This window comes from Chamaesiphon polymorphus CCALA 037 (genome assembly GCF_003003845.1).
GTDB classification, from domain to species: Bacteria; Cyanobacteriota; Cyanobacteriia; order Cyanobacteriales; family Chamaesiphonaceae; genus Chamaesiphon; species Chamaesiphon polymorphus.
Map to the genome: position 1 here is coordinate 1 of NZ_PVWO01000283.1, position 7531 is coordinate 7531.

Here is a 7531-nt window from a genome sequence, read left to right on the forward strand (position 1 = left end):
GTACCATTATCGGTGAAAATTTCGAGTAAGAGGGAGTGCGGCAATCGCCCATCGATAATATGAGCGGCTTTGACACCTTGAGCCAGAGAGCGAACGCAACAAGTCAACTTTGGAATCATTCCACCGCTGACGGTACCATCTTCAATCAGCCCTCGCGCGCCAGAAATATCCAAGTGACGAATCAAAGTATTTGGATCTTTGAAATCCTGCATCAAGCCGGGAGTATCAGTCATCAAGATCAGTTTTTCGGCTCCCAGTGCAGCGGCAATTTCACCAGCCACCGTGTCGGCATTAATATTGTAAGCCTGTCCATTTTCATCAGCGGCGACACTGGAGACGACAGGAATATAGCCACTCTTGACTAAAGTATTGAGAATATCGACATTAACACTACTCACCTCACCGACAAACCCAATTCCTTCGCGACCGTCGGGACGTGCCACGATAAGGTTAGCATCTTTGCCGCACAGTCCGACGGCATTACCGCCAGAGCAAGCAATGAGGGAGACAATTTCTTTATTCACTCTTCCGACTAATACCATTTCCACAACATCCATCGTCGCTGCATCAGTCACCCGCAAACCATCTTTAAATTGCGGCTCGATACCGAGTTTTTCTAACCAACTATTGATTTCTGGCCCACCGCCGTGAACTAAGATAGGACGAATGCCAACGCAGGACATAAAGACTAAATCGCGAATTACATTCTCTTTGAGAGAACTATCTTTCATGGCTGCGCCGCCATATTTGACCACTACGGTACGTCCGGCGAATTTTTGGATGTAGGGCAAGGCTTCGCTAAGTACCCGCACGCGGGTGGCATCTTCGTTGGAGTGGTTCATGCTGGAAAGGATTGGAGTCTGGCGATGAGTTTTGCAATAGCCAAAATTTTATCAGTTTCGCTGGGGTCTATGTCGATCGAGTCGATCGGGAATTTAGATTCTAAGTGTCGAGCGATTTCGATCTGAATTGTCAATGGTGCTGGGTTGCCTGGAGATTTGCCCAGTTTGACAGAAATTCAGGAAGTATCGAGTTCGAGTAGTGCCTAAGTTGGTAACCTTGATACAGGCAATCCGATTACTTTTGAGACCGCGCGATTGAAATCGCAGTACGCGCAAGCGAAGTCCGCCTTCGCAGACTTTGTAATATTAGCCCCGTTGGCGAAGCCTTTCGGAACGAAATATTCAATCGGCGGTGGTTGAAGACTAAACACTAAAATCTACACAAATTCAGCAGCGATCAAAATTATGCTCCTCGATCGATTCAGTTAGCATCCAACCAAGCAATTAAGTCACTCATCTGACCAAAATCTAACAACGCCTCACCTAAATCCTCCAAACGCAACAGAGGTAGAGCCTTAATTCTCATCTCAACTTCTGGGGACACATTCCCCACCCGTCGATTTAGCAACCGCAGAATTAAAGCTCGTGCTTCCTGTTGACGACCTTCCTGTGCGGCATCCTGATAAACTCTAGTTTGTTCTAACTCAATTCCCAACATTGTATCCACCTCATCCCTACTTAGATTACTAAACTTGTAAACGATAATCGTCGAGACTAACTCGATTATATCCCGACTGCCTTGTGCCCGATCGATTAAACCTCTAGCCTCAGATGTAGCTTTCTCGCCCTCTAGCGTCGTCAATACCATTAAACCTAAGCCTGTGGGTAAATCTGCCACTTCACCCAGCTCATCCAAAAACACTCGCCGAATTCGTCCGCTTGCCAATAGATCCCGCACCATATCGGTGCGAGATTGTTCGGTGCTTCTAGTCGGATAAATTACCACTGCTTGCCAATTGGCAAATCGTTCGCGATTGCGATAGGTGTAAATGGCAATCTCACTCAGCATCCGTTCGTAAAGCAATTCATCCAGTTGAAACTGTACTTCGCAGAAATAGACTATCCCGGCTGAATTGGGTGGTAAAAATACCCCATCGATCCGAAATGCCGTTTCCTTGACTTCAATCGATTCAAAGATATAGCTTTGAGCATTTGCTGGCGGCTGTGGCAATAACTCGAAGAGTAATGTAGGTGAAAGCCGAAATAATTGGTAGAAAATCGAATCGCGGCGCATAATTAAATCTCGATTCTCATTCTTTAGAGGCTTCGCCACCGAAATGAGATTATTTTAGTGTTACATTACCACGACCCACCATCCACTATCCACGACGTCGCGATCGCCAGTAGAATATCTAATGTTCGATCGCATAGCAAGCACCATGACTCAAACTTATCGCATCACACTTTTACCTGGGGATGGCATTGGCCCCGAAATTATGGCGGTAGCTGTAGAGGTACTAGAAGTTGTGGCCAAACAAGAGGGTCTAAATTTTGAATTTACCACGGCTTTAATCGGCGGTGCCGCGATCGAAGCAACAGGAGAACCCCTACCAGCAGAGACTTTGGATGCTTGCAGGCAAAGCGATGGCGTGTTACTTGCCGCCATTGGCGGTTATCAGTGGGACAATTTGCCCCGCCATTTGCGTCCAGAGACGGGTTTATTGGGCTTGAGAGCGGGTCTGGGTTTATTTGCCAATCTCAGACCTGCAGCGATTTTACCCCAGCTCATCGACGCTTCTACCCTCAAACGGGAAGTAGTTGAAGGGGTGGATATCATGGTAGTCAGAGAACTGACTGGTGGCGTCTATTTTGGCGAACCCAAGGGAATTTTTACCACGGAGACGGGAGAGAAACGGGGTGTCAATACAATGGCATATACCGAGAGCGAGATCGATCGGATTGCTAAAGTTGGCTTTGAAACTGCCCAAAAACGGACGAAAAAGTTATGTTCGGTAGATAAAGCGAACGTTCTGGAAGTATCTCAATTATGGCGAGATCGAGTCACTGCGATGGCCAATGATTATCCCGATGTCGAACTGACGCACATGTATGTAGATAATGCTGCGATGCAACTAGTCCGCGCGCCCAAACAATTCGACACGATCGTTACTAGCAACCTATTTGGCGATATTCTCTCTGATGCGGCGGCGATGCTTACAGGCAGTATCGGCATGTTACCTTCGGCCAGTTTGGGTGCGACGGGGTTGGGTGTCTTTGAACCCGTTCACGGTTCGGCTCCAGATATCGCTGGGCAAGATAAAGCCAATCCCTTGGCACAAGTGCTGAGTACCGCGATGTTATTACGTTATGGACTACATCAGCCCCATGCTGCCGATCGCATCGAAAGCGCGGTTTTAAAAGTTTTGGATCTGGGTTACAGAACTGGTGATATTATGTCAGCAGATATGACCGCAGTAGGCTGTCGGGAGATGGGTCGCGTCTTAATTGAAGCCCTAGCAGGATCCTAATCTAGTTGAGGGCGGTCGTCTATTCTCCACAGCAGAGGATCGCGGCAACGACGAGATCGAGTTTTGCGATCGATCTTAACCAGAGATTTGCAACTCAACCCGATTGCTCTTAAAATGTCCGAACATAATTTTAGGAAAACTAACTACTGTGTTTACGATTGCGCCGCCCAAAGCTAAAGCTACTTCGATGCCCCAGCCCGATTCTACTAGATTATACGATCCGGCTCTCCTTAGAGCTGCCAAAGACATCTATAGCTTCTATTGTCAGATTAACCCCGATCGAGAGCGACGGCGACAACCAATTGGGGTCGCGATCGACAAACTCAGCCATCGGGGTAAATTAATTTTTAGCAGCTATCCGATCTTGTTGCCCGAAGAAAATTTCATCTCAGTCGAACAGTTAGAAGCCGATCTTCATTAGTCGTCCTTGAGTTGTTTATGGATGTCATAGCGCATTATCCCTGCTGTTGGGGAATTATAGATCTAGGTTCTCTATCTCTACAGCCACTGGCAGACGATCGTAGCAGTGAATATTTATGACACGAGTGTTCAAGTAATTGTATTTTGGTTGGGTGCGGCGATCGGTAGCTTCCTCAATGTGGTTGTGTACCGCGTCCCGGCTGGTCTCTCGGTAATGTGGCCGCCCTCAAGATGTCCTAAATGCTTTCATCAACTAGGCATGGGCGAAAATATCCCGATTTTGGGATGGTTATTATTGCGCGGTAAATGTCGTCACTGTCACACACCGATCGCGCCGCGTTATCCGATCGTCGAGACGATAACTGCGATAATTTTTGTCCTCATTTACAACCATTTCGGCCTCACGATACAGACGTTGGGCTATTTTTTGTTGATGTGTTGGCTGTTTGCGCTGACGCTGATCGATTTGGATACGATGACATTACCCAATCCCCTGACGCAATCTGGGTTGGTATTGGGCTTGGTGTTTCAAGTTATCGTCGGTTTTCTCGATAACAGCTATTCAGTTATCGGTCTGCGCGAAGCCTTAATGCAGGGTATTCTGGCCATGGTACTAGGCATCTGGCTGTACGATACGATCGCGCTCGTCGGGAGCCTGATGATGGGTAGATCGGCGCAAGGTGGTGGCGATGCCAAGTTGTTAGCGATGATTGGAGCTTGGTCGAACTGGAAGGTCGTACTCCTCACGGCAGGATTAGCTTCGGTGCTGGCAATCGTCGGTTTTGTCGTCGCTGCGGGCTATTCGATGTTCAAAAGTGGCGGTATCAAAGCAGGTGCTAATAAGCTGATTCAACCGCTCCCGTTTGGGCCTGCGATCGCCTGTGGTGCGGCTATGGCCATATTTGGCGGCGATTGGTTAATTGGGAGTTATCAAGAGTTTATGCGCTCTGACGCTCGCTATTTAGTAGGGGTGCCGCTATTAATCGCGCTGACTGGACTATGGTGGTGGGTACGCAGACTGCGCTTGCGTAGCTCTCGATCTAGTTAGGGCGGAGTACGATCGAGGATTGTAGGTTGGGTTGTCTCGTTCCGTGTTGCCAAAGGCGAGGCTATGCCTACGATAGGCTTCTGCCAAGGCAGAGGCTACGCCAACGCCTTGCTCTACCCAACACACTCAACCAAATTTTCTTTCATCCTTTAGACAAACGTTTGCGTCGGATCGGTTAATCGGAACGAGAAAACCCAACTCAATCTGACGTTTAATCTAGATTAAAATTAAACGGCAAGCGGACATAAACATGATTGGGATCGTTAAAGCTATTCAAAATACTTAGTTCGTTTTTAACCTTGAGTAATTCTGTTGTCAGGGGATCTTGAGCTTGTAAAATTCGGGCTTCTTTACCGCCGCCAAGTTGTTTGATTAATTTCTCATCCCAACCTTCAACTTCGGGGTATTCTTCTAGTTCCCAATCTTTGCCTAATTTAGCAGTTTCAGCCGCATACGCGATCGCGTCATTTAGGCCACCGATATTATCTACCAACCCAATTTTTTTGGCATCAATTCCAGACCAAATTCGTCCCTGTGCGATTTCAGCAACTTTTTGTTTTGGTAATTTCCGAGATTCAGCAACTTTATTGAGAAATTCATCATAGATATCATTAACTCGCTGCTGAGAAATTGCTAATTCTTGGGGCGTACTTGGACGAGAAATTGTCATACTATCAGCTAGCTTGGATGTTTTAACTACATCCCAAGTGATGCCATTATTGTTAGCCAATTTTTGATAGTTGAAGCTAGTTCCGATGACGCCAATCGAGCCAGTAATTGTATTTGATTCGGCAAATATTTTATTCGAGTAAGTAGAAATCCAGTAGCCGCCCGAAGCTGCGACATCGCCCATTGAAACGACGACAGGTTTCGCTTTTTGTAACAGGCGCACTTCGCGTTGAATGATATCGGAAGCTAATGCACTACCGCCAGGACTATTGACTCGCAATACTACTGCTTTTACGTCTTTATCGGCGCGTAATTCACGTAGTTGTCGAGCGAGACTATTACCGCCAATTTGTCCCGGAAGACCTTCGCCATTAACAATATTTCCTTGTGCGTATAAGACCGCAATTTTTTTGCCGGAATTGGTGGCAGTTTTATTAGCGACGTCGGCATAATCGCTGACACTAATTTTTCGATAATTATTGGTATCTTCTTTGTCAGTACCGCCAATCTTTTTAAGTTGTGTCAAAATTTCATCTTGATAAGCAGTTTTATCGACTAACTTATTAGCGATCGATTGTTGGGCTGTCAATACACCGCGATCGTCGGCAATTTTTTGCAATGTTTCTGGGGTAAGTTTGCGACTGGTACCGACCGTTGTTTTAAATTCATTCCAGAGATTATTTAATAGCTGTTGAGTCTCTTGTCTGGCTTCTGGACTAAATTTATCTAAAGACCAAGTTTCACCAGCGGATTTATATTTACCGACGCGCACGACTTCGACGCCAATACCATATTTATTAAAAGCATTTTTAAAAAACATCATTTCCGATCGAAAGCCATTAAGATCTACCGAACCCATCGGATTGATATAAATCCGATCGGCAACTGATGATAGATAATAATCGCGTTTATCCATATCGATATTGTAAGCAATTATCTGTTTGCCAGCGGCGCGAAATCGCTCCAGTGCAGTGCGGACTTCTTTGAGTGTGGCAAAACCAGTGGTGCTGAGTTTGCCACTGCTGCCATCTAGATAAATCGCGACAATTCGTTTATCTTTAGCCGCAGCGTCGATCGCATTGAGAATTGATTTTAATTCAGTGACGCGGGTGGTTTCACCAGCAATGGTTTCTTGTAAACTTTTACCGGGATTGAGATCGACAATCGATCGCGATAAATCGATCGTCAAAATCGATCTTTCTGGAACTTTAGTTTCCTCACGATTGGTTGCACTCTGAATCAACGCACCAATCGTTACTGTTACTAATGTGAGTGAAACTGCTGAAAATAAAGTTAATCCCAGCAAACTACCGATCGTACTAGCTAAGGCTTGTTTGAGAAATTGACGCATACATTAAAGGTGTGAGGATGTAAAAGAGATAAATAGAAAACTAAATTCGATCGAGCGAGGTGCGAGCTGACTGATAGCTTGGCTCGCGTGCGGTTTAAATATTTTAGACAGGCAGTCGATCGCGCGATTAGGGGATCGGAGTCGAGTGCCGATCGAATTTCTTGTCAATCTAATCACGATCGAAACGACGATCTGTTTGCGGCGATCCGCATTCTAAATTAAGTAGTAGAGTAAATGTAAGATTTTTTACAGGAGAGCTGGAAGATCGATCGCGATCGATCTAATACTCAGCATAGCAATTATTAGTGTGCCCAAATTGTGCCATTATCGATACAGTCGATCGCCAAGGACGATTGGATATTAGAAATTTGGATAGATACTCGCGACTTCTAACAACTATAGACTATGGCGATTACCGCAGTGGGTGGAGACAATTAGCTTGTTGCAAAGCAGCTAAATTAGCATTACCCGTACAAAATAATACTGTTTGGATTTCCGCCATTAAAATTTGGACTAATTCTCGCACTGCCATTGTCGATTCGTCAGCAGCCTGAAGAAATGGTAACGCTAAACCAGCGACATCGGCACCTAAAGCGATCGCTTTAGCAATATCTAAGCCGTTACGCAAGCCACCAGAAGCAATCAGCGGTAAAGTTGGCGCAAGCTGCCGAATAGTCGTAATACATTCAGTCGTCGGAATGCCCCAGTCGCCAAAAGTTTGCCCCAATCGGCG

General features: G+C 46.0%; 7 protein-coding genes. 3 read left to right on the forward strand and 4 right to left on the reverse strand.

Going from position 1 to position 7531, the window contains the following annotated elements; all coding sequences use genetic code 11:
• Both argB and C7B77_RS19025 read right to left on the reverse strand, forming a co-directional pair.
• The coding region (gene argB / locus C7B77_RS19020; protein WP_106308349.1) for an acetylglutamate kinase at nucleotides 1-842 on the reverse strand (842 nt) is incomplete at its 3' end.
• Nucleotides 843-1263: 421 nt separating this feature from the next.
• Entirely contained in the window at nucleotides 1264-2076 is an 813-nt protein-coding gene (locus tag C7B77_RS19025) for an Rpn family recombination-promoting nuclease/putative transposase (protein ID WP_106308352.1), read from the reverse strand.
• Between the two features lie 145 nt (nucleotides 2077-2221).
• On the opposite strand from C7B77_RS19025, the gene leuB reads away from it, so the two are divergent.
• From leuB to C7B77_RS19040, 3 genes are all read left to right on the forward strand, one after another.
• Nucleotides 2222-3310 carry a 3-isopropylmalate dehydrogenase gene (gene leuB / locus C7B77_RS19030; protein WP_106308355.1) on the forward strand — a complete coding sequence of 363 codons (1089 nt, stop codon included), beginning with the start codon at nucleotides 2222-2224 and terminating at the stop codon, nucleotides 3308-3310.
• Nucleotides 3311-3458: 148 nt separating this feature from the next.
• Nucleotides 3459-3731 (forward strand): hypothetical protein, encoded by a 273-nt coding sequence (locus C7B77_RS19035; RefSeq protein ID WP_245894273.1) that lies wholly within the window; start codon nucleotides 3459-3461, stop codon nucleotides 3729-3731.
• A gap of 105 nt (nucleotides 3732-3836) precedes the next feature.
• Complete coding sequence (locus tag C7B77_RS19040) at nucleotides 3837-4778, forward strand: prepilin peptidase (RefSeq protein ID WP_219892201.1); 942 nt, start codon at nucleotides 3837-3839, stop codon at nucleotides 4776-4778.
• Nucleotides 4779-4989: 211 nt separating this feature from the next.
• On the opposite strand, the gene sppA is transcribed toward C7B77_RS19040, so the two are convergent.
• Both sppA and C7B77_RS19050 read right to left on the reverse strand, forming a co-directional pair.
• Entirely contained in the window at nucleotides 4990-6798 is a 1809-nt protein-coding gene (sppA, locus tag C7B77_RS19045; protein WP_106308358.1) for a signal peptide peptidase SppA, read from the reverse strand.
• Nucleotides 6799-7210: 412 nt separating this feature from the next.
• The coding region (locus C7B77_RS19050; RefSeq protein ID WP_181243925.1) for an alpha-hydroxy-acid oxidizing protein at nucleotides 7211-7531 on the reverse strand (321 nt) is incomplete at its 5' end.